This is a genomic window from Mesorhizobium abyssinicae (assembly GCF_049887195.1).
GTDB lineage: Bacteria > Pseudomonadota > Alphaproteobacteria > Rhizobiales > Rhizobiaceae > Mesorhizobium > Mesorhizobium abyssinicae.
Genome location: NZ_JARAKC010000120.1, coordinates 1 through 498, shown reverse-complemented (window position 1 = coordinate 498; position 498 = coordinate 1). Strand labels below are relative to the sequence as shown.

1 protein-coding gene is annotated in these 498 nt (G+C 63.3%); it reads right to left on the bottom strand.

The genetic code is table 11. The annotated features are described in order from the left end of the window. Positions 1 to 421, bottom strand: a 421-nt coding sequence (locus PU724_RS33900) for a hypothetical protein (protein ID WP_426213849.1), incomplete at its 3' end; no start/stop codon positions are given. Positions 422 to 498 lie beyond the last annotated feature (77 nt).

The following is a 498-nucleotide window of genomic DNA, read 5'->3' as shown; positions in this document are numbered from 1 at the left end:
CTTTGACGACGGCTTTTGCCCGGTATTGGGCGAAGAGTTCCTCATCGTCCTTGGTGCCGGGTCGAACAGCCGAAGCAGCCGTCACAGGCTGTCCGGCAAAATGCTGCCGGAGCCTTCCCAACGCCACGTTGGTGTCGCCCAGTAGTTTGGCATCGTGGCCCGCGAAGTCCTTCGCCAGACCGTCCAGCTGCTCGTCCTCAATCCGACCGTCGATTTGGCTCTGGTGGTTCTCGTCAAGCCATGTGCTGAACTTGCGCAGCGCCGTTATACCGCGAGCAATCGAGCCTTCACTCACCTTGGCTGTTCTATCCGCCTTGGCACGGTAGGCGGCAAAAAGCGCCTCGTCCGGGTGCTCTCGGCCGCGCTTGCGGCTGCGCGTTTGCTGAACGACGGCAGCCTGGTGAGGCGCCTCGGCCGGCATTGTACGGCGCGCGCCGGTCCAAACGCCCTGTTGATTGGCCGCAGGCCGATATGCGTCCGCGACGACGTGAGGGAAGT